Origin of the sequence: Rummeliibacillus sp. NPDC094406 (assembly GCF_044763875.1) — a bacterium.
In the GTDB taxonomy this organism is placed as follows: Bacteria; Bacillota; Bacilli; order Bacillales_A; family Planococcaceae; genus Rummeliibacillus.
In genome coordinates this window covers 262,469-283,304 of sequence record NZ_JBIWGZ010000005.1, presented here as the reverse complement: position 1 = coordinate 283,304, position 20,836 = coordinate 262,469, and the positions used below count along the sequence as shown (strand labels likewise).

The following is a 20,836-nucleotide window of genomic DNA, read 5'->3' as shown; positions in this document are numbered from 1 at the left end:
GGTGGAATTTTGTCTTAAAAAATTTCCCGAGAAATAATTTTGTCGAAAGCTGATGCAAAAGATGATACTAGCACCTTTTTCATCGTTATTTATATGGTCAAGTCACATAGATACACTTAGACTTTGCTATAATGAAATCAACTAAAAGGCGGTGAGTTGTAATCGTGACAAAATGGTATAGTGTCTTTCCAAAAAATCCAGTGATGAGTGGGGTAGCATGGATTGCTTTTTGTTTGATTCCATTTTATTTAATTTTCCATTCATCACAAAAGCTTGAAGGATCAATTGCTCTTGCGGTATTAATCATGTATTTAATATGCTTCCGTTTTGCCTATAGCGCTACAAATGGGCTTGTATATATGTGGATAGCTTTAGGTATGGTGATCAATGCTGGGATGACAGTATTATTTGGATATATATATTTTTCCTTTTTCACAGCATTTTCTATAGGGAAAATCCACCATACAGTAGGATTTTACATTATGTATGGTCTTCATATTGCGATGACTGTTGGCTCAGTTATTGGTGGGTTCTTTATAGAGACAGATTTGTTCGTTCAAGAGCTTCCTTTAATAGTAGTAATTTTGTTTAGTGCAATTTTGGGGCCTTTTTATCTTTATAGTGAAAGTAAGAGTAAAAAACTTGAAGGTGCATTAGAAACGGCAAACGCACGAATTTCAGAACTAAGCGTTTATGAAGAAAGACAACGAATTGCAAGAGATTTACATGATACGTTAGGACAAAAACTGTCTATGATTGGCTTGAAAAGTGATTTGGCTGTTCGTTTAGTAGAGAAGAATCCAAAAGCTGCTATCGGGGAGCTTCATGATATTCGACAAACATCTAGTATTGCATTAAAAGAAGTACGCGAAATGGTATCGAATATGAAGAATGTTAAATTACAAGAGGAACTAGCGCATGTACAGCAAATTTTAAAGGCGGCTAATATAAGGCTATCAATGGATGGAAATCCACAGTTCGAAAAGATTCCAACAATGCTTAGTAACTCATTGAGTATGTGTTTAAAAGAGGCTATTAATAATGTGGTGCGTCATAGCCAGGCAACAGAATGTAAGATAGCCATCTTGCAAACTGCCGATTTTATAGAAATCATTATTAGTGACAATGGGATCGGGTTATCCAATAGCACTAAAAAGCCATCATGTAATGGTTTAAATGGTATGAAAGAACGCGTTGAATTTGTAAATGGTGAATTGGAAATACGCGAAAAGAATGGAACGACAGTGAGAATAACAGTGCCGATTGTGATCGCACCTAATAAAGAATAATTATTTCGCTCGAATACCTTTGTGGATATTCGGGTTTTTTTATAGAAAAATTCTCTCTTAAGAATAATATTTTCTTTTTAAAGATAAAATTCACTAAAAAGAAAAGGATTCACTTAATTGACGTCGAAATGTAAGTAGTGTGAATATTATTTTAAACAGAAAGGTTGAAATGGGTATGATCAAAGAGAATAGTAAAGCAATTCAAGATGATTATCCAAATGATTTTGCTTGGTGCTATGGATGTGGTCATTTAAACGATGAAGGCATTCATGTAAAAACTTATTGGGAAGATGACCTAACAATTTCCTGCATACAACCGGATAAAAAGTATACAGCAATACCTGGTTTTGTGTATGGGGGATTTATAGCCTCTTTTATAGATTGTCATGGGACTGGGTCAGCATCATTAGCATTGCATCAAAAAAATGGTCACAAACCAGGTGACGGAGTAGAACCACCACGCTTCGTTACGGCATCTTTACATGTAGATTATCTAATGCCAACGCCACAAGGGGTGCAGTTAAAGGCGATCGGTAAGGTAGAAGAGATTCATCCTAAGAAATTTAAAGTGATGATTCAAGTTTTTGCAAGCGATCTTCATGTAGCAAATGCTGAAGTAGTAGCTGTTGTCATGCCAAAAAGCTTTTTGAAAAGCTAAAGGAGTATTTATTATAGAAGAAAATTCTTTTTAAGAAAGTCATTTTTAAAAATCACTATTTGGACATTATGTAAGCGCTTGACATCAGTCTGACAAACACAAGGGAGAGATGGCGAATGTTTAATCCACAAGATTTTGGTGAAAAGTTAAAAGAGCTACGTATTCAAAATGGGTATTCAATGCTATCGTTAGGAAAAGCCATTGGTACATCCGCAAGCCGTATCAAAAGTTGGGAAATGGGCGAAAGTGTACCGTCTGCTAGCTGGATTGTCAAGCTTAGCAATATTCTACAAGTATCAGCTGACGAATTGTTGCTTAATATGCTTGATGAAACACCTTCAAAAGGGGAAAAGGTGTTTCCTAAAAAGCGCAATGCTATTTTAAATGAGTTGAGTGTTTTATTACATGAACTGGATAAAAAGGATTTATGGGAACTTTATACTTTAGCTGAATTAAAAGCATTGCAAAAAGAAGTATCATTATAGAAGTAGAATAATTTTAATAGTAAATAGAGCGAAGTTTTTCGTTTCTAATTAGATACTGGACTGATAACTTTATAATAATTTAATCGTGAGGAGTTATACAAAAGATTTTCTTTTGTATAACTCCTTTTTCTTTTCTAATAGAAGAAACTATCTTCGGCGAAATAAAAGAACATTTTAGTATATTATGCTTGTTAATCCTTTAAAATAGGAAAATTACCATAATAAAGAAAAGGTTTTGTAATATTTCAGGGTGAAAAAGCAGTTTTTTAGCATGATTTTAGCCGATTTTTAACTAAAATTAAAAATATTTTAGGGTGTTTATTGAAATCACTTCTTCTTTTGTAAAAAATATACTAAATCTTTTTCGCGTAAAAGTTAATATATTCCACACGTTACTAACCCAGTCATATCAATAGCTATGAAAATATCTCAAAAAAAATATTAAACTTAATGTATTAAATATCAGAAAATTGGCAAAGAATGTAACACGATTGTCATAGGGTGTACATCGATTAGAAATAGTTATGACATGTGACGATGGTAAAGTTAGTCGTGTTAGTACAAAGGAGGTCGTTTTTAAACGATGAAAAAATATTTAATTGCACTAGCAGGTGTTTTCGCAATAGGAACAGCAGCTTTGACATCTCAAGCATCAGCTGCTAGTTACAAAGTGGAAAAAGGTGATACACTTTGGAATATCTCTCAAGATCAAGATGTATCCGTACAAGATTTAAAAAAATGGAACGAATTAAAATCAGACGTTATTGTTCCTTCACAACAGCTAGAAGTTAGCTCTAAAGCTAAAACATATACTATTAAAAAAGGTGACACTTTATTTAAAATTTCAAAAGAAACAGGGGTCTCTATTAAAGATTTAAAAGCTAATAATAATCTTAATAGTGATCTAATCTATGTAGGCCAAACACTTGCGTTATCAGGAGATTCACATAATGTGAAAGTCGCTTCTGATTCGAACAATCAAACACCAGCTAATACACAAGCAACAAATACTCAAACAACAAATACTCAAACATCTAATAAACAAACAACTAATAAACAAACGACTAATACACAGCCATCAACTAGTCAGTCTGCACAACAATCGTCAGGAAAGACCATGACAGTTACAGCAACAGCATATACACCAAATTGTGCCGGTTGTTCAGGTGTAACTGCAACAGGTATTAATGTAAAAGCAAATCCGAATATGAAAGTTATCGCAGTTGACCCTAGAGTTATTCCATTGGGTTCAAAGGTATGGGTTGAAGGATATGGTACAGCAATTGCTGGTGATACTGGCGGTGCAATCAAGGGAAATAGAATTGATTTGTTGATGCCTAATAATAGCCAAGCTAATAGCTGGGGTGTACGTACAGTTACCATTAAAGTATTAGATTAAGTAAATAATAACTTATGGATATAAGTCCTCAAATTGATATGAAACGCTCTTAATGTGAAAAATCATTAAGGGCGTTTTTTATTTTATTTTGAAAAAATGATGAAATTAAGCAATGTTAACTGCATAAATGTTGTCATAATTGTATAGTAGAATATATGAAGATTAGAAAATTAGGTGGATGTGGATGAAAATCAATAAATCGACGCTTGTTCAATGGCTAAAAATCATTTTACCAATTTTGTTGATGATCTTTGCAATTCATGAAATCGGTAAGATTTTAGGAAATGTTAATGGTCGCGAAATTGCTAATAAATTAGAATCCTTAGATGTCAGAACAGTCACATTAATGGCTGTGATCCCTCTAATACTAGTATTCCCTATGTTTTTCTACGATTATTTTATTATTAAAAAATTAAAGCTACAAAGACCATTAAGACGTTTAATGAAAGAGTCATTAATTATTAATTCGTTTTCGAATCTGATTGGATTCGGAGGTCTTGTCGGAGTATTATTACGAACTCACTATTTTAAGAAGGAAGAAGTGGATAGTACCACTTTTTTCAAAACGATTGCGTCTGTCACATTATTTTATCTTGCAGGAATTTCACTTTTCACTTGGATATTACCTATTTTCTATCGGGATTTTCCTATGTTTAAAGATCATAAAATATTAGTTGTTGCAGCAGGGGTTATCGGTTTATATGTACCATTTCTTACTGTAAAGGCAATTGTGCAATCGATTAAAGGAACGACGACTAATCGCCGGGTATTGGGTGACGTCGCTTTGTTAGGTGTCTCTATTTTAGAGTGGCTTGGCGCATTTACATTTATGATGATATTAGTGTTTATGTTACATGTTCCAATTAGTATTGCAAATATTATTCCGATTTTTATTGTTGCTTCATGTGCAGGGATAGTGAGTATGATTCCTGGAGGGCTTGGATCATTTGATTTGGTGTTTATATGGGGAGCTCAAAGCTTGCAAATTCCAAATGAATCGATTTTAGTTCTGTTGTTATTTTATAGAATTGGTTACTTTGTCATCCCATTTTTAGCAGGACTTGTGCTATTTATTCGTGAATTATGGGGGAAATTCAATGTAGGTTTTAATGCAATTCCCAGATTCTTTTTGGAGAAAACGAGCCATATATTAGCAACTGCGCTTGTATTTTTGGCGGGTCTTGTACTTCTTGTTTCATCAGTAGCTCCTGGAGCCATTGAGCGTATTCGATATGCGAAAGAATTAATGTCATTTCCTGTTGTGAGTATTTCGCATCAATTAGCAGTTGCAACAGGCTTTGTGTTACTTGCATTATCAAATGGTATCTCTTATAAAGACAAAAGCTCTTATCGTATGACCGTATTTGTTTTAATTTTTGCATCGGCACTTTTTATCATCAAAGGGATTCAATATAAGCAAGCACTGTTTATGCTATTTGTAGCAGGTTTATTATTTTTATCACGTGGTCGATTTTATCGAGAAAGTTATATTGTGACATGGGGACGCAGTATTTTAAATACAATTATTATTCTAGTTATTTTGTTGCTTTATATAATTATTGGTTTATTCACGAACCCGTATGTAAAATACTCTATTCCAGAAAAACTAAAACCATTTTTGACAACAGATTCAGAGGATTTATTTAAAAGTGCATTTATGGGTCTAATCGTGATCATAATAGTAGTGATTTTTGAAGTTTCTTTGCGTAAACTTACGCAGTATAACAAGATATCTTCATTAGACTATGAGGAGGAAATTTTTCTACACCTTAAAAAGTATGGCGGTAAGGAATTATCCCATTTAATTTTCCTTCATGATAAGTATGTGTATTGGAATAAGAAAAAAACGGTTCTATTCCCTTATCAAGAAATCGCAGATAAACTTGTCGTACTTGGAGATCTAGTTGGGGAAAAGGGAGATTTCAAAGAAGCTATTGAAGAATTTGTAGCTTTTGCAGATTCTTATGGATACACACCTATTTTCTATGATATTAGTGATCAATTTGTGCCGTACCTACATGGATATGGTTATCGCTTTTTCAAACTTGGAGAAGAAGGTTATATCGATTTACAAAAAGAAGTAAATGAAGTCTTTCATAAAGAAGGTTATTCATGTGAAATATTGCACCCTCCCTATTCTGCAGAAATACTGAATCAGTTACGGAGTATTTCGGATGAATGGCTCGATAATCGAAAGGAAAAAGGTTTTTCGCTAGGTTATTTTAACGAGGGCTATTTACAATTTACACCTCTTGCTGTGTTGAGAAATAATAATCTTGAAATTGAAGCCTTTGCTAATCTTATTCCTCTTTATGATGAAGAGTGCACGGTAACAATTGATTTGATGCGTTCTAAAAAAGGAGAACTACCCGATAAAGCGATGGACTATTTATTTTTAACTATTTTCTCAGCATCTAAAGATCAAGGGTTTAAGCGGTTAAATGTAGGTATGACACCATTATCTCATGTTGGTGTTTCACGTTTTGCTGGCATAAATGAAAAAATTGGGACTCAAATATTAGTAGATGGACAGGATTATTATAATTTCCGAGATATCCAAAGTTTTAAAGAAAAATTTGTAAATGACTGGAAGCCCAAATATCTTGCTTATCGTAAGAGCGTTTTTCTGCCATTTACAATTTTGCAAATTATGATGCTAATTGGTGATAATAAATATTCAACAATGAGAGAACAAGTATCTGAAGCAAAACAATCTAGAAGAAGAACCTAGGAAACTGGGTTCTTTTTTATTTAGGCCCGAAAATTTAAACATCAAACCAAACTGCAATCGTCATAACGTTATGTTAAACTAATCATGCATAAATTGAAAATTATTGAATATATGTAAAACGAAAAGTTTGAGTTAAAAAGGAAGAGGTGTAGATTTTGCAAGATATCATTTTACGTTTAGAAGATGTGAAAATGTCCTTTGGTAATAAGCAAGTATTAAATGGGATTAACTTAACGGTCGGAAAGGGGCAAATTATCGGTTATATCGGTCCAAATGGTGCGGGTAAAAGTACAACCGTTAAACTAATGCTTGGCTTAGTAGAAGGCTATGAAGGGAAAATTGAAATCTTTGGTCAAGATTTAGCGAGTGGAGATTTTACATATAAAAAACGTATTGGCTATGTACCAGAAACAGCAGAGATTTATGATCAACTAACTGCTTGTGAATTTTTAACCTTTACTGGAGAAATGTACGGCTTAGATCATAAGGAGTCAGAAGAAAAGGCATTAAAACTATTACAGGAATTTGGTTTAGATCATGTCTTTCACCAACGTTTATCCTCTTTTTCAAAAGGAATGCGTCAAAAGGTGTTAATCACTTCCAGCTTGCTACACGACCCAGATTTATTATTTTACGATGAGCCTTTAAGTGGTTTAGATGCGAATAGTGTATTAATCGTAAAGGAAATTTTAGCAAAACTTGCGGAGCAGGGGAAGACGATTTTTTACTCATCTCATATTATGGAGGTTGTAGAGAAAATCAGTGATCGAATCGTGTTATTAAATGGTGGGCAAGTTGTAGCAGATGGATCGTTTGAAGAGTTGCAGGAGCAAAGTGAAGAAGGAACATTAGAAGAGATTTTCAACGAGATGACTGGATTTAATGAACAAGAGGCGATAGCAGAACGTTTTGTTTCAGTTGTAAAAGGTGGGCATGTCGATGAAGGATTATAAATCTTTAAAGGTAATGGATCTTTTTAGAGTTCTTTTTGAACGGTTTAATATCGACTATACATCGATGCGTAGAATTCTACAGTTGAAGTTAACGATGGATACACGTCGTACACCAGCTATGTTCAATTCACAAAAGCCTAAGAATGGAAAGAATCAGTTTTTACGTTCACTGTGGATCTACGTGCTTTATGGTGCATTAGGAATAACTCCATTTCTATTTTTCCCCTCGCAATATATGTTTTCTATGGGGATAGCCTTCACGGTTTTAATGTTTATTGCAATGACGGCAATGGTTTCCGATTTTTCAGCAGTGCTTTTAGATATAAGGGATAAAAATATACTGCAGCCCAAGCCAATCAATAACCGTACATTAAATGCTGCGAAAATCATGCATATCGTTATTTACCTATCAATGCTTAATTGTGCCCTTATTATCGTACCACTGGTAGTTGGGGCCATCCGTTTTGGTATACTTTTTGGCGTGTTGTTTATTGTGATGGCAGCTCTATTAAACTGTTTTATCGTCGTATTAACAGCATTAATATATTTATTTATTTTACGATTCTTTAGTGGTGAAAAATTAAAAGACCTGATTAATTATGTACAAATTATCTTAACTGTTACCATTATGGTCGGTTATCAATTTATGGCTCGTTCATTTGAGCTAACTCAAGTTGCAGTGACTTATCAATTCGCATGGTGGCATATTTTCCTACCACCCCTTTGGTATTCTGCGTTTATGGAAATGGTTTTGCATCAAGCTTGGACAGGAAAGCTATTGCTATTAAGTATTCTTGGTATTTTAATGCCAATATTGTCCATCGTTCTATATGTAAAACTAATGCCTACTTTTGAGCGTAATCTATCAAAGTTATTAAGTGATTCTTCAAGACAAAGAGGAAAAACACATATATGGGCAAATTTTTGGTCAAAGATATTATGCAGCGATCCGCAAGAACGAGTATTTTTCAATTTTGCTTCATTGATGATGAGTAGGGAACGTTCATTTAAACTGAAGGCATATCCACAAATAGGGTTTTCGCTAGTTATGCCATTTGTCTTTTTATTTAATACATCACGCTCATTTTCAATAAAAGCTATTCAAGAAAATGGTAGTATGATGGTTTTATATTTTACAATGATCATGCTTCCTTCAATAGTTCATCTATTAAAGTTCTCTGATAAATATAAGAGCTACTGGATTTACAGAGTCGCACCTGTAGCGGATGATCGAATTTTCTATAGTGCAACATTAAAAGCTTGTTATGTGAAGCTATTTTTGCCATTATTTATCGTTGTCAGTGGCCTCTTTGTAGCTATTTTTTCGTGGAGAATATTGCCAAGCGTAGGTATTATGCTGCTGATATCCGTTTTATTATTATGGATTTCCTATGTAATGGGTAGTAAAGAGCGTTATCCATTTTCAAGCTCTCTTGAAGCAACACAAGATACCGGTACAATTAGGTTATTAGGTTCGATGTTATTATTGGGAATTTTAGTGTTAGTGCATCTAGGGTTAAGCCATTTGCAATATGGATTAGCTTTTTATGCAGTGCTGCTAATCGCTGTTATATTTGGAGGCTGGAAGTCTTCGTTTGGAAAAAGAAAAGTCAAGAATGCTTAAGCACTCTTGGCTTTATTTAAATTGGATAGGATTTGGCTCTAATTGTGGGTCTGGCTCAATCGGTTTTAGATTTAGAAGTCCATCTTTTGTAGAGGAGATTCCTTGGACTTGTTTTAGTTCTAATCTGAGTTTTTCCGTTTCAAGTATATAATTTTTTTGCTTCATTTCCTCTAATTTAATCTCATCTTTTAATATGGAATGTTCGATTTCTAAACGTTTATTTTTATTTTTTACAATGACTTTAATAACATTTGATGCTAAAGCTAGGAATACGATTATTACGACAAATTGCAATGCTAATCACCTCTCTAATTTGGAATATATTTAATTATATACAAAATTATAGACGAAAAAGTTTCGTTTTAGTTGAATTTCTTTTAGATATAATGTAAGATTAAAAAATCAGAATATTCAATTAAATTTAGGGGGGGAAACGGATGAAACCGTCAAAATTTGAAACATATTTATTGGATGAAGAATATGATTTTCAGACAACAGGTGAAAATAAGTACCCTGAATTGCAACCTTATGAAATGGAACAATATCCAGAGGGGTTTTTTACAGAGCTATAAATAGTTGATACAGCCGAAGAGGGCTGTATTTTTTTACGGTTAAAGAATGCTTTTGATACTGCATGAAGAATAATGGATTGGGCTTCATAAAAAGCTGGATAGATTTATTGGAAAAAAACTCATTTTGCAGTATGATGTAAGTCAAATGAGGTGTATGAAAAATGACAGTTGATGAACAAATTTTAGAATGGTTCGATTATTTTCATGAACATCCAGAGATTAGTTGGAAAGAGCATGAAACAACGAAGAAAATTGCGAGTATTTTAGATGATCTACATATTTCCTATCGATTATTCGGTGACGTTCCTGGGCTTGTTGCTGAAATCGGTGAAGGAGAGGAAATTGTCGCAGTCCGTGCAGACATTGATGCATTATGGCAAGAAGTGGATGGCGAGTGGAAAGCCAACCATTCATGCGGTCATGATGCCAATATGTCGATGGTACTTGGTGCATTATTACGATTGAAAGATCAATCACTAACACATAAAGTAAGATTTATTTTCCAACCTGCTGAAGAGCAAGGAAATGGTGCGGTTGCTGCATTTGAACATGGTGCAGTGGATGGGGTATCGCATCTATTTGGTGTACATTTACGACCAATTGAAGAATTGAAATTGGGTGAAGTATCACCTGCTATTCATCACGGTTCTGCCATCTTCCTTGAAGGAGAAGTTCGTGGCACAGATGCTCATGGTGCACGTCCACATCAAGGGCAAAACGCGATTGATGTCGTGATGGCCATTCATCAAATGGTCAAAAGCTTTTATGTTTCACCATTTGAGCCACATTCTGCAAAGCTTACAAAGATTGTAGCTGATGGGGGAAGCATGAATATTATCCCTGGCGCTGCAACCTTTACGATGGATATTCGTGCACAGAAAAATGCTGTCCTTAATGAGCTCCAAGAAAAGATTGAGCAAGGTATAGGAGCAATTAAACAACAATTCAAAATCGACATAAGCTGGAAATGGGTTGATTATACTCCAGGAGCTGAAGTTTCAGACGAAGCAGCAAAAATGGCAGAACAAGCCATTATTGAAACAGTGGGGAAAGAACATTTGGCTCCCCATGTAATTACACCTGGAAGTGATGATTTCCATTTCTATACTGTTAAAAAACCTGAGTTAAAAGCAACAATGATTGGGATAGGTGCGAATCTAGCACCAGGGCTACATCACCCTAAAATGACATTCAATCATGAAGCATTGCTGGATGCGTCAAAAATATTGGCCACTGTATTAGTTAAAAAACCTTAATTATTTTGATTGAACCCATCTAACGATAGTTGTTAGATGGGTTTTTATTTGTCTGAAAGAATAATTATACAAAATGAAGAAAATTAGTTATTAATTATTTGTAAGCGTTTTCTTTCTTCGAAAACAAATGCATTATCTCGAATGTGTTGGAAGTGTGTGATTGACTAATAAACTAGTAAAATATAAAATATTCATATTAACGACAATATAACGACTATTCAGAAATTTATAAGGAGATGAGAGGATGAAAAAAGAAATCAGTGCAGGATGGGCAATATTTACTTTTACCATAATGATTATTACGATGCTTGTTACGGTGGTTGTTTTAGAACAAAGTCCACACGTACCATTAATTGTAGGTACGATTGTAGCGGCAATTGTAACTTGGAAACACGGCTATAAATGGATTGAAATTGAAGAAATGATGTACAAGGGAATTAAGTTAGCACTTCCTGCTATTGTAATTATTATGCTGGTTGGATTAACGATTGGAGCGTGGATTGGTGGCGGAGTTGTTGCAACAATGATTTTCTATGGTTTAAAAATGATTTCACCAGCTTGGTTTCTTGTAACAATCTTACTAATTTGTTCGATAGTATCTTTAGCGATTGGGAGCTCTTGGTCTACAATGGCAACAATTGGTGTTGCAGGTATGGGGATTGGTTTGAGTATGGGAATTCCTGCACCAATGATTGCGGGAGCAGTTATTTCAGGATCCTATTTTGGGGATAAAATGTCGCCTTTATCTGATACAACAAACCTAGCATCCGGTTTGACCAATACAGATTTATTTGATCATATTAAACATATGCTCTATACAACGATACCAGCTTTAATTATTTCTCTTGGTGTCTTTGCGTGGTTGGGGAGAAGTTTTGCTAATGTCGGCATGGATACAAAAGAGATTCAAACTACTTTACAAGTCATGCAGGATAGTTTTGTCATTAGTCCTTGGTTGTTACTTGTACCGGTTATTGTAATTGTTTTAGTTGCAAAAAAAGTACCAGCAGTTCCAGCTCTAATTATTGGTATTATTATTGGTTTCCTATCACAAATATTTATACAGGGTGGATCTGTTTCAACGGCTGTTAATGCATTACAAGAAGGATTTAAAATCCAAACAGGCAATGAAATGGTGGATAATTTATTTAACCGTGGTGGCTTAGATTCGATGATGTTAACTGTTTCTATGACCATTGTTGCCATGACCTTTGGAGGTATACTTGAATTTTCTGGTATGTTGAATTCTATGATGAATTTAGTAGTTAAAGCAGCGAAATCGACGGGAAGTCTAATTGCAGCAACAATTGCTTCGTGCATTACAACAAATGCTACTTGTTCAGAACAGTATATTTCCATCGTTGTTCCATCACGCATGTTTATCAATGTTTATAAGAAACGTGGTCTACATTCAAAGAATCTCTCTCGTACTTTAGAAGATGGGGGTACGCTTTCATCGGTATTTTTCCCATGGAATACTTGTGGTGTATTTATACTGGCTACTTTAGGGGTTAGTGCAGCAGAATACGCACCTTATGCTATTTTAAATTATACGGTTCCAATCATTTCGATTATATATGCTTACACAGGATTTACGATTGTAAAACTATCTCCAGAAGAAATGGAAGCATTAAAAAATGAAGAAAGTAATTCAGAAACGGAAGAGAATTTATCTTCAGTACCGGTTTAATGGTCAATGTCAAAAGGGGTGGTTTAAAAGTGTAAAAACCGCTTTTAAGCCACCCTTATACTGATTATAAAAATTATTTAGTGATAAGTTGAGAAATTAAGTTCGTAAATAGCACGGGGACGTCCTTGTTGATAAGACATTTCTTCACCGACTACTTTAGCATAGCCGTGTTCCACCAATTTTTTTAAAATACGCTCAGTTGTTCTACGAGTAACTTGTAAGTATTCTGCTAAATTGAGAGCGGTGAATTGTAAAGATTGTCTGGAGACGCTAAAAGCCATAATCTTGGAAATATTAAGCGGGCTCAACTTGGTTTCTTTTGCCATTTGCAGCACATAGGGATCCTTTGTTTGCAAGGATAACGTAGTAGGCTCTTTAGGAAACGGTCCTTGCAATTCTTTGTTTTCATTCATAATGAAAACAGAATTGGGTGTTGCGAATTTTAATGCTTGTCTTGCATTTTTTTGTGCTTCTAAAATGGATCCACCATAACCAAATGTTAGTTTTATTGGATGTTTACTAATGTTAAAAAATGACTCTAATAGATTGTGGTGAAAAGCATTTTGGATATGTCCAAATGTAGTAAATAATTCAAAATGTTTGTCATCAAGCTTTTGGTATGATGCATGTGTAGTTGCTACAATTCGTTGTAAAACAAGTTGATAATCTTCTATGGATTCAAGAAATTCTAGTACACCTACAACTGCTTTTGCAGATTCTGACTTTGTCATTTTCGACAATGCTTTTGTTTGCTCCAAACGACGTTTGATAGAGCTATTTGAATCATGCATTCGCATCGCCGGAATTCCTTCTGCAGTAAGTGCATCATAAATACTGTGAATACTTGTAATAACAAAGCCAATTTTTTTATCTTGCCATAATTGTTTATGATGACGGAAAATATGATCAAATGGTTTGTCGATATGAATTTCTTGTATAAATGGTAATGGCCCTTCATAATGAATATCATTTACAATATTTCGTACGTGTTGTATGTTCATCACATCAATTGAAATTTTTGAAAGTGGCAAGTTATTATTTGCTAATACTGATAATAGTGATGTTGATATAGCAAACTCTTCTTGTTGTAAATATGTCCATGGAATTGGCCAGCTAGATAATAATGGCTTTGCGTATAAATAAGGCAATGTACCAGATAATAGTAATACATCACAAGGTTTTATTTGTTTCATTAACATAGGTGTTTCATCTGGAGTCTTATAGATGTAAAATTCTAATTGGATATTCTCAACTTCTTGTGCGATACTTATTAAACGATCTCTAAAAGCAAGAGAACTAATGACTGCAATTTTAGTAGACATTATATCGAATCCTTTATTATTTTTTTATCATTAATAGCGACTATTTAACGACAACTATATCAAGAGAAAATAATTTTGTAAAGAAAAGAGTGGGAGATCATGAAAATAACTGAAGTGGAAATTTATGCAATTGAATTACCCTTAATTGAACCGTTTATAATTAGTTACGACACTTATGACACAATGCCTTCTATTATTGTGAAAATGACAACCGATGAAGGGATTATTGGTTACGGAGAAGCAGTACCTGACGAGCATGTAACGGGTGAAACTTGGGAAAGTACTTATATGGTCTTAAAACATCAATTAGCACCAGCAGTAATTGGTCATGATCCTCTGGGCTTTGAGAAAATTCATGAATTGATGGATAAAACCGTTTATCAAGTACCTGCAGCCAAAGCAGCAATCGACATCGCTTGTTTCGATATAGCAGGTAAGAAGTTAAATGTCCCTATTTACCAATTAATAGGTGGTCGTTATCACGAGAAATTTCCAATTACCCATGTGTTAAGTATTGGAACTCCTGAAAAAATGGCAAACGAAGCTGCTGAACGTGTCGCAATGGGGTATCGTTCATTCAAAATGAAAGTCGGTACAGAAGTCATGAAAGATGTAGAAAGAATTCAAGCGGTACGTGAAAAAGTTGGAGAAGATATCGATATTCGTGTAGATGTCAACCAAGGCTGGCATAATGCTTCAACTACTTTAAAAGGTTTACGTGCATTACGTGACGTTAACTTAGATTGGCTAGAACAACCAGTAGATGCAGATGATATCGATGCAATGGTTGAAGTAAAGTCTAAAACAGATGTGACATTGATGATTGATGAAGCATTACACGGTGCAAAAGAAATGCGTGAAATTATCGCAAAACGTGCGGCCGATAAAGTGAATATCAAATTGATGAAATGTGGCGGTATTTATCCTGCTATGAAGCTTGCGAATATGGCGGAAATGGCGGGGATTGAGTGCCAAGTAGGCTCTATGGTTGAATCTTCAATCGGTTCAGCAGCAGGCTTCCACGTAGCATTTTCGAAAAAGATTATGAAGAGCGTCGAATTAACAGGGCCACTAAAATTCTCTAAAGATGTTGGAAACCTTCACTATGATGTCCCATTTATTTGCTTAAATGAACGACCAGGATTAGGTATTGATGTAGATGAAAATGTGATACAAGAACTTTGCCGTCATTCATGCATTGTTCGCTAGAAGGGAAGTAATATGATGACTACTATTGCAGAGGGTTTGCTAGGATTAACACCATATACTGTTGAAATATTAACAATGAACCATATACCGCAACTTGAAAAATTACAAGCTGAGGTATGTGCTTCATTACCTGATAAAAATACATTGCAACCTCTTAGCGAAGAAGAATTTAGCTATATTTTAAATGACCATGGTTTAATGATTGGAGTATATGTAGAAGATGAATTGATCGCATTTCGAGCATTACTTGAGCCAATCATTGATGATGAACATTTAGGAAGAGATTGTGGTATCCCTGAGGAAAAACTGTCACGTGTACTCTATCAAGAGATTTCTAATGTATCACCGAGATATCGTGGCTATGGCCTGCAAAAAAAGATGGCCCAAATTATTATGGATCAAGTCGATTTAAGCCGTTTCGATTATATTTGTGCGACAGTAAAACCACTAAATATCCCAAGTTTGAAAGATAAGTTTTCTCAAGGGCTACTCGTAGCTGGACTAAAAGAAAAATATGGCAATAAACTTCGCTATATTTTCTACAAAAATTTAAATGAGGAAAAGCTAACATTTACAGAAACTAGAGCCTTATTAATGTCTGATAAAACGGGGCAACAACAATTATTAAAAGAAGACTTTCTTGGAACGGATATGTTTGAACAAGATGGTCAGTGGTTTATTACTTATAGAAAATAATAATATAGGGCATCGCATCAGTGAGATTTTTCGACTATGCGGTGCCTCTTTTAAAGATGAATGATTCGCCAAAACAAGTTACAATTACATCAAGAAGTCTGATAATAGCAATATAAGCGTGAGGAGTGGATAATTTTGAATAAAACCCCAGTAATTATTGACTGTGACCCAGGAATTGATGATGCTATGATGCTTGCTCTGGCATTTTCGCGTCCAGAATTAGATATTAAGCTTGTCACAACAGAAGCAGGTAATTTATCAACAGATAAAACGACATATAATGCCCTTAGCTTTTTAACCTATATAGGCCAAGATGTAGAAGTAGCACGTGGTCTTGAGCAACCTATTTTCCGGACTTTAGAAGTAGCGGAAGATATTCATGGTGAAGGGGGACTCGGCAATGTAAAATGGGCAGATCCAACTTTAAAAGAAAGCGATCGAACTGCTATCACGGCAATGTGTGAAATTTTATTAGCAAGTGATCAACAAGTTATTATTGTCGCAACCGGCCCATTAACAAATATTGGCGCATTGTTACTTGCACATCCAGAAGTAAAACCGAAGATTAAACTGATTTCATGGATGGGTGGAGCTGCTGTTGGTGGGAACATGTCAACAACTGCAGAATTCAATGCTTATGTAGATCCACATGCTACAGAGCTTGTATTCCGCTCAGGTGTACCGATTATGATGAGCGGTCTAGATGTAACGCATAAAGCTTATATCACAAGAAAAGAAATGGCAAAACTGCGTACACTTGGTACACCATTTGCTGAAAAAGCGGCCGATATGATGAAATTCTATACATTTACACAATCACAAACACCATTCCACCCACCACATTTTGAAGAGCAAATTCGTGTCCATGACGTTTGTGCTGTCGCAGCCTTAGTAGCACCTGAATTATTCCAAGGTGACGATTATTATGTAGAAGTTGAATTAGAAGGTCGATTAACTGCAGGATCTACAATTGTCGATTATGCAAATAACACAGGTAAAACGCCAAATGCCAAAGTATTACATAACGTAGATCGTGAGGGTTTTGTAGAACTATTCTTTGAAGCTTGTACAATAATAGGAGAAAAGCTTTTAGAAAAATAGAAAAGGTTTAAGGCTCTCCCCTATAAAAATAGGTTATAGAAACAAAAATAAAAAGGTGTCTAAAATTTTTAGACACCTTTTTATTTTATTATTATGTCCATTTACCATCATATTTATCGTCTTTAGCTTCTGACTCTAAATCTTTAGTTAGCTCTTCCATTGGAATTGGATCGACGGTATGCATATCTTCGTGCAAATCATATAGACTAATATTTTCTGTATCCATCATATCAGGCCGTTCATCAGATGGTAAGTCTGCAAATATTTTTTTATCCTTTGGCAATGAATCTTTCTTCATCTATTCACACTCCTTTTAAAAAGTAGTGTGTGTCTAGTGAATAATTTTATTCACCAAAAGCTGTTTGATAAAGCAGATATATATTTAAGCATACAACGATCGCTGCCACGATCCAGCCAAGAATTGTTGTAAACTTATGATTTACAAGTCCGCCCATAATTTTCTTGTTACTTGTGAACATAATTAATGGGATTAATGCGAAGGCAATTCCAAAGGATAAAATAACCTGACTCCACACTAGGGCTTTTGTTGCGTTGGCACCAAATGCGATGATTAAAAGAGGTGGAATCATTGTAATCGCACGTCTTAAATAAATCGGAATATGCTTTCTGATATAACCTTGCATCACAACATCCCCGGCTAAGGTACCAACAGAAGAGCTAGCAAGCCCAGCAATTAATAAGCCTAACCCGAATGATATAGAAGCCATTGGTCCAATCATTTCGCCAAGTGAATGGAAGGCTACATCTAAATCTTCAACATTCATGCCTTTTGAATGGAATACGGCAGCAGCGATGATTAACATACTCATATTAATTGCCCCTGCAATAATCATGGCAATGACAATATCCATAAATTCAAATTTGAAGATTTTACGTTTCTCTTCATCATTTTTACCAACAACGCGATGTTGAGTTAGCGATGAATGCAAATAAATTGCATGTGGCATAACGGTAGCACCTAAAATACCTGTTGCAAGTAAAACAGAATTTACACCATCAAAATGTGGTATAAAGCCTGTTGCAATTGCCCCGGCATCAGGATGTGCCAAAAATGTTTGGAGTGCAAATGCCAATACAACCATCATCACCATTGCAGTAATTCCAGCTTCAAATGCACGTACGCCACGGCGTTGAAGCTCTAAAATAGCGAATGAACCAACAGCTGTTATGAGTGCTGCAGGTAGCATTGGAATATCGAACAATAAATACATGCCAAGTGCTGCACCAATAAATTCTGCTAAATCGGTGGCCATTATTACGAGCTCTGCTTGAATCCATAATAGAATGGATGTCTTTTTAGAAAAGTTTTCACGCGCAACCTCAGGTAAGTTTTTTCCTGTTGCAATGCCAAGTTTTGCAGATAAAGATTGGATTAGAACGGCCATTAAATTTGAAATGGCAATCACCCATAACAATAAATAACCATATTGAGATCCAGCGGTAATATTCGTAGCAAAGTTTCCTGGGTCTATATAAGCCACAGCTGCAATAAAAGCAGGTCCTAAGAAGGGAAGTACGCTTTTAATGCCATGTACTTTACCATTTAGAACATCTTGAGCTGTTGTGTGTTGTAACCTTGAGACTTGCTTTTCTTTATACACTTTACTCATCGTTTTTCCTCCATTCTCAAATGTGTTGTTTCCGAAATAAAGTTTCCTAAAGGAAAGTTTTGGTGTGTTTAGTGTACTGCAATCACTTTGAAAAGTAAAGATATTAGATTCATATTCTTTTATTTTCTTTCTAGGCCATCGCACACACATTTTAATTGAAAAAGTATAAGCTATTTCAATGGACAAAAACCACATTGCATCCATCCAGGGACGTCCTTTGAGAAACAGCAAGTTTTGCGCACAGGCATATTGATAAGTTTTGAAGGGTGATCTCCCCCTGTATATTCTTTAAAATAAGAGTGCTTTGCAAACGAAGACCATAAAGAGTCATCTTCTAATAATGCAATATCAATTTGTGCTTGTTCGCAAGTACCTGGATTTGAAAGAAGTACATGTAGATGCCATAACATATAGCCAAAAACATTTTCCCATAGCATTTTCGGTGAGACCGAAGTAATTTTACGCAACTGAACGAAAATTGCATTACATTGTTGTTCTAATATTTTCATAAATGTAGTTTCCCGTTCGTCTTCATTAATCATTTGCCAATCTGAAGAATGTGTAAACATGCATAATGCTTTGTTTCCAAATTCCTCTTTAACACCAAACTTCAGATTACCAAAGGAACCATCCCATACTTCGTCGTACGTTGTTAACATATAAAACTGCATCGCAACGAACATGCCATAACGACGTGTAAAATACGATAAAGCAATTGTATCGGACTCTACATTACTTATTGCTTTAATAAGCGTTAAAAAATCAGGTAAAAACTCATCATTATGTAGTTGTTGCAGGCTAAATACAGTATTTGCTGAATCATCAACATAGATACTATAGGATTGTAATTGTTGTAGTTGATCTCTTGATAAAGAGCTCATATTATCACCTCTTAAGTATTACTATACAATAATTATGTAATTTTCAAAAAATACTTTAGGATAAGTATTGACATTTAAATTGATAATGATTATCATTGTCATATAGAGAAATAAACCTCCTCTAAAAAATGTAGGTAGAGCAGGATTCAATTAGCTACTTTTCTCCAAAATTTGGCTAACAATTAAAAAATTCCTAAACCCCCCTCAAAAGTTTAGGGATGTTCGACTAGACTGGGCGATAAGATTTCATCAATCTTATCGTTTTTTGTTATGTCCAAAATAATAATAATAAAAGATGCCCAGAAAATCAGTTTTCACTGAATTATAGGACATCTTCCTTATCCATTATTCTTTTATTCTATCTTTTGTTACAGTTTGCAAAACGACACTACTTTTTTTCTTCAGTATCGTGGTGTAATAGCTATGTAGTGACATACCGACAATAATAGTTGCTATACCAAAGAGTGCAAGTGGCTTAGGTAGTGGAACATCCAATAGCAACATTTCGCCAACAATAACGAAAAGGATTTCAGTAGATTGTGTTGCTTCAACAGCCGCCAGTTTTCCTTGGTCATTATGGACGCGATCCGTTGCGATGAAGAATAGCACAGTCGCAATTACACCAGAGCTAATGCCGACAATTAATGATTGAATCATCTGACTAACTGAAGGAAGGCCAACCGTTGCAAGTGCATAAATTGCGATGACAATCCAAACAGGTATAGAAGCGATAGTCATTCCTAGTACACGTTGGAAAGTATCTAGCCGACCATTACATACATCCATCATTTTCCGATTTCCAAGTGGATACGCAAATGCAGCAATTACTACAGGGAAGATTCCAAATAGTAAGCTTTCTAAGGAAACGTATTTCATACTTGGAATTTGTATTAAAATAATGCCTACTAAAATAATACTCGAAATAAGTAATGAAACGAGCGGTATTTTTTGCCGGATGACTTTACCATCAATATATTGAACAAAGAACGGTGCAAGTAATACTCCTGCTACAATTGTAAACTGCCAAGTGCCTGATACGAGCCAACCTGGGCCGTATGCAGCAGCAAAGGTGAGGGGAGCATAAAAGAGTACAAAGCCAACAGAGCTCCAAAGAAGCCAAACTTTTGGTTGGGTTTTTATCTCTTTTGCTACGGCAGTAAGTCCTCTACGTGATGCGACGATGACAAGTAAAAAGGGAAGCATGAAGAAATAGCGCAATGATGAACTCCATAGCCAGCTTCCACCTTCTAGCTCCATCGAGTGATTTAAAATAAATGTTACTGCAAAAAATAATGATGCCAATACACCAAGAGCAATTTCTTTCACAATGTCACCTGCC

19 protein-coding genes are annotated in these 20,836 nt (G+C 35.0%); 13 read left to right on the top strand and 6 right to left on the bottom strand.

Annotated features, from left to right (window positions below; genetic code table 11):
• Nucleotides 1–164: 164 nt before the first annotated feature.
• The 7 genes from ACIQ4I_RS15095 to ACIQ4I_RS15065 all read left to right on the top strand — a co-directional run bounded on the left by ACIQ4I_RS15095 (nt 165) and on the right by ACIQ4I_RS15065 (nt 9,139).
• Complete coding sequence (locus ACIQ4I_RS15095; protein WP_403097371.1) at nt 165–1,289, top strand: sensor histidine kinase; 1,125 nt, start codon at nt 165–167, stop codon at nt 1,287–1,289.
• A gap of 175 nt (nt 1,290–1,464) precedes the next feature.
• The gene (locus ACIQ4I_RS15090) at nt 1,465–1,947 is read left to right on the top strand and encodes a PaaI family thioesterase (RefSeq protein WP_403097440.1); all 483 of its coding nucleotides are present in this window, start codon (nt 1,465–1,467) and stop codon (nt 1,945–1,947) included.
• 116 nt (nt 1,948–2,063) lie between these two features.
• Nucleotides 2,064–2,432 carry a helix-turn-helix domain-containing protein gene (locus ACIQ4I_RS15085; protein ID WP_397536877.1) on the top strand — a complete coding sequence of 123 codons (369 nt, stop codon included), beginning with the start codon at nt 2,064–2,066 and terminating at the stop codon, nt 2,430–2,432.
• Between the two features lie 583 nt (nt 2,433–3,015).
• Nucleotides 3,016–3,831, top strand: a complete 816-nt coding sequence (locus ACIQ4I_RS15080; RefSeq protein WP_403097369.1) for a 3D domain-containing protein — start codon at nt 3,016–3,018, stop codon at nt 3,829–3,831.
• 184 nt (nt 3,832–4,015) lie between these two features.
• A complete protein-coding gene (gene mprF / locus ACIQ4I_RS15075; protein ID WP_403097366.1) occupies nt 4,016–6,562 on the top strand; it encodes a bifunctional lysylphosphatidylglycerol flippase/synthetase MprF in 2,547 nt (848 codons plus the stop codon).
• Nucleotides 6,563–6,753: 191 nt separating this feature from the next.
• A complete protein-coding gene (locus tag ACIQ4I_RS15070; RefSeq protein ID WP_403097438.1) occupies nt 6,754–7,515 on the top strand; it encodes an ABC transporter ATP-binding protein in 762 nt (253 codons plus the stop codon).
• Nucleotides 7,502–9,139: a hypothetical protein gene (locus ACIQ4I_RS15065; RefSeq protein WP_403097363.1), complete on the top strand. Its 1,638-nt coding sequence runs from the start codon at nt 7,502–7,504 to the stop codon at nt 9,137–9,139. Before ACIQ4I_RS15070 ends, ACIQ4I_RS15065 begins: the two co-directional genes overlap by 14 nt.
• Nucleotides 9,140–9,151: 12 nt before the next feature.
• On the opposite strand, the gene ACIQ4I_RS15060 is transcribed toward ACIQ4I_RS15065, so the two are convergent.
• Nucleotides 9,152–9,433 (bottom strand): hypothetical protein, encoded by a 282-nt coding sequence (locus ACIQ4I_RS15060; protein WP_403097361.1) that lies wholly within the window; start codon nt 9,431–9,433, stop codon nt 9,152–9,154.
• A 143-nt stretch (nt 9,434–9,576) separates the two neighbouring features.
• On the opposite strand from ACIQ4I_RS15060, the gene ACIQ4I_RS15055 reads away from it, so the two are divergent.
• From ACIQ4I_RS15055 to nhaC, 3 genes are all read left to right on the top strand, one after another.
• Nucleotides 9,577–9,711, top strand: a complete 135-nt coding sequence (locus tag ACIQ4I_RS15055; RefSeq protein WP_397536882.1) for a hypothetical protein — start codon at nt 9,577–9,579, stop codon at nt 9,709–9,711.
• Nucleotides 9,712–9,872: 161 nt separating this feature from the next.
• Nucleotides 9,873–10,967, top strand: coding sequence for an amidohydrolase (locus ACIQ4I_RS15050; RefSeq protein WP_403097359.1), 1,095 nt, complete (start codon nt 9,873–9,875; stop codon nt 10,965–10,967).
• A 244-nt stretch (nt 10,968–11,211) separates the two neighbouring features.
• The gene (nhaC, locus tag ACIQ4I_RS15045) at nt 11,212–12,657 is read left to right on the top strand and encodes a Na+/H+ antiporter NhaC (RefSeq protein ID WP_403097356.1); all 1,446 of its coding nucleotides are present in this window, start codon (nt 11,212–11,214) and stop codon (nt 12,655–12,657) included.
• A 77-nt stretch (nt 12,658–12,734) separates the two neighbouring features.
• Here the strand turns inward: nhaC and ACIQ4I_RS15040 are convergent, their stop codons facing one another.
• Nucleotides 12,735–13,979, bottom strand: coding sequence for a hypothetical protein (locus ACIQ4I_RS15040; RefSeq protein WP_403097354.1), 1,245 nt, complete (start codon nt 13,977–13,979; stop codon nt 12,735–12,737).
• A gap of 99 nt (nt 13,980–14,078) precedes the next feature.
• Here ACIQ4I_RS15040 and ACIQ4I_RS15035 point away from each other — a divergent pair, with 99 nt between their 5' ends.
• From ACIQ4I_RS15035 to ACIQ4I_RS15025, 3 genes are all read left to right on the top strand, one after another.
• On the top strand, nt 14,079–15,188 hold the full coding sequence (locus tag ACIQ4I_RS15035; RefSeq protein WP_403097352.1) for a mandelate racemase/muconate lactonizing enzyme family protein: 1,110 nt from the start codon (nt 14,079–14,081) through the stop codon (nt 15,186–15,188).
• Nucleotides 15,189–15,203: 15 nt separating this feature from the next.
• Nucleotides 15,204–15,884, top strand: a complete 681-nt coding sequence (locus tag ACIQ4I_RS15030; RefSeq protein WP_403097435.1) for a GNAT family N-acetyltransferase — start codon at nt 15,204–15,206, stop codon at nt 15,882–15,884.
• A 135-nt stretch (nt 15,885–16,019) separates the two neighbouring features.
• A complete protein-coding gene (locus tag ACIQ4I_RS15025) occupies nt 16,020–16,985 on the top strand; it encodes a nucleoside hydrolase (RefSeq protein WP_403097349.1) in 966 nt (321 codons plus the stop codon).
• A 91-nt stretch (nt 16,986–17,076) separates the two neighbouring features.
• Here the strand turns inward: ACIQ4I_RS15025 and ACIQ4I_RS15020 are convergent, their stop codons facing one another.
• The 4 genes from ACIQ4I_RS15020 to ACIQ4I_RS15005 form a co-directional block, all read right to left on the bottom strand.
• Nucleotides 17,077–17,283 carry a hypothetical protein gene (locus ACIQ4I_RS15020; RefSeq protein WP_403097347.1) on the bottom strand — a complete coding sequence of 69 codons (207 nt, stop codon included), beginning with the start codon at nt 17,281–17,283 and terminating at the stop codon, nt 17,077–17,079.
• Nucleotides 17,284–17,329: 46 nt separating this feature from the next.
• The gene (locus ACIQ4I_RS15015) at nt 17,330–18,616 is read right to left on the bottom strand and encodes an Nramp family divalent metal transporter (protein WP_403097344.1); all 1,287 of its coding nucleotides are present in this window, start codon (nt 18,614–18,616) and stop codon (nt 17,330–17,332) included.
• 170 nt (nt 18,617–18,786) lie between these two features.
• Nucleotides 18,787–19,497, bottom strand: a complete 711-nt coding sequence (locus tag ACIQ4I_RS15010; protein ID WP_403097341.1) for a Fe-S oxidoreductase — start codon at nt 19,495–19,497, stop codon at nt 18,787–18,789.
• Between the two features lie 345 nt (nt 19,498–19,842).
• A complete protein-coding gene (locus tag ACIQ4I_RS15005) occupies nt 19,843–20,823 on the bottom strand; it encodes a DMT family transporter (RefSeq protein ID WP_403097338.1) in 981 nt (326 codons plus the stop codon).
• Between the last annotated feature and the right edge of the window lie 13 nt (nt 20,824–20,836).